This is a genomic window from Streptomyces sp. 8L, from assembly GCF_020176795.1.
Lineage (GTDB): Bacteria > Actinomycetota > Actinomycetes > Streptomycetales > Streptomycetaceae > Streptomyces.
This window is the reverse complement of record NZ_JAIUKE010000269.1, coordinates 1-1511: the sequence shown is the minus strand read 5'-3', so window position 1 is coordinate 1511 and position 1511 is coordinate 1. Positions and strand designations below refer to the sequence as shown.

Below are 1511 nucleotides of genomic sequence, written 5' to 3'. Positions count from 1 at the left end.
CGGGGCGGGGGCGGCGGGGGGGGGGGCGGCCCGCGGCCGGCCGGGCCGGGCCCCCGCGCGCCCCCCCCCCGCCCGCCCCCCCGCCCCCCCGGGGCCGCCTAGCGGAGGGTGTCGAGCAGCAGGTTCGCGGCGACGGCCGCACCGTCGGTGCGGACCTCGGCGCCCAGAGCGCGGGCGCGCGCCCGGGTCTCGGGGGCCAGGGCCGTCCTGAACGCGGCACTGAGGATCTCGGTGGTCGGGGGCGGGGCGTCGTGTGCCGCGCCGATGCCCAGCTCGCGCACCCGGCCGGCCCAGTACGGCATGTCCGACAGCTGGGGCGGCACCACCACCTGCGGTGCGCCCGCACGGGCGGCCGCCATCGTCGTACCGGCGCCGCCGTGGTGCATCACGGCGGCCACCCTGCCGAAGAGACGCTGCTGGTTGACCTCGCCGATGGCGAAGCAGTCGTCGCCGTCGTCGAGCAGTCCAAGATCCGCCCAGCCCCGGGAGACGAGTACGCGGTGCCCCTGCGCGCGGAGCGCCTCGATAGCCCTGCGGGGGGTGTCCTGGGACGGGCTCATGCTGCCGTAGCCCACGTAGACGGGCGGCGCGCCCGCGTCCAGGAACGTCAACAGATCCGCGGGGAGGGGGCGTTCGTCCACCTGGGTCCACGCCCCGGTCTGTACGACGCCGAGGCCGGGGGTCTCCGGCCACGGACCGAGGACCGGGTCGGCCGCCAGCCACGGCCGGTCGGTGCAGACGTGATCGCGCACGTTGTCCACCGGTGGCAGGCCGAGCGACGCCCTGTGGCCGTTGAGTACCTCGCCGAACTGCGCGTTCACGTGGTGGGCGTCCAGTTCCCACCGCTTCAGGTTGTCGCTCACCCCGGGCTCGGGCCAGCCGGGCCGCGGGGGCGGCGCGTGGTGCGGCGAGGGCAGGTTGACCGCCGAATAGCTCGTGTACACGTAGGAGATGCCCATGGCCTCGGCCACGGACCGCGCGGCGATCTGCGCCAGGCCCGCCACCACCAGCACGTCGCATCCCTCGGCCGCCTCGGGGAAGACGCCGAACTGCGTGTCGACCATCTGCGTCCTGGCCCGGGACAGTTCGGCCGCCGACGGAATGGACGTGCCGCGCATCGTCGCCCGCACCGGGGGTCCGACCGGAACCAGCCGTACGCCGAGACCCGCCAGCCGCTCCGCGAACTCCTCGTCCGGCGGGGCGCACATCCGCACGTCGGCGCCGAGTGCCCGCAGCCGCACCGCGAGCGCCACGAGCGGCTCGACATCGCCACGCGTTCCGTAGGTCGACAACAGCACTCGCACGCGCGTCCTCTTTCGTTCCGCCGCTCTCGTTCCGCGTAACTGCCGGGCGGGCAGCAGTGTATGACGTGGCGCTGAACGCGGTGCCGGCCCGGGGGGGGGGGCCCGGCCCCGGGCCCCCCCCCCCCCCCCCCCCCCCCCCCCCCCCCCCCCCCGGGGGGGGCCCCGGGGGGTTCAGGGGGGGGTGGGGCGGGCCACGGGGGGCGGGGG

The 1511-nt window shown here is 77.1% G+C and carries 1 protein-coding gene; it reads right to left on the bottom strand.

Features of this window, described 5'->3' with window-relative positions; genetic code table 11:
* Positions 1 to 98: 98 nt before the first annotated feature.
* Positions 99 to 1304 (bottom strand): glycosyltransferase, encoded by a 1206-nt coding sequence (locus LCE31_RS22050; RefSeq protein WP_225016750.1) that lies wholly within the window; start codon positions 1302 to 1304, stop codon positions 99 to 101.
* Between the last annotated feature and the right edge of the window lie 207 nt (positions 1305 to 1511).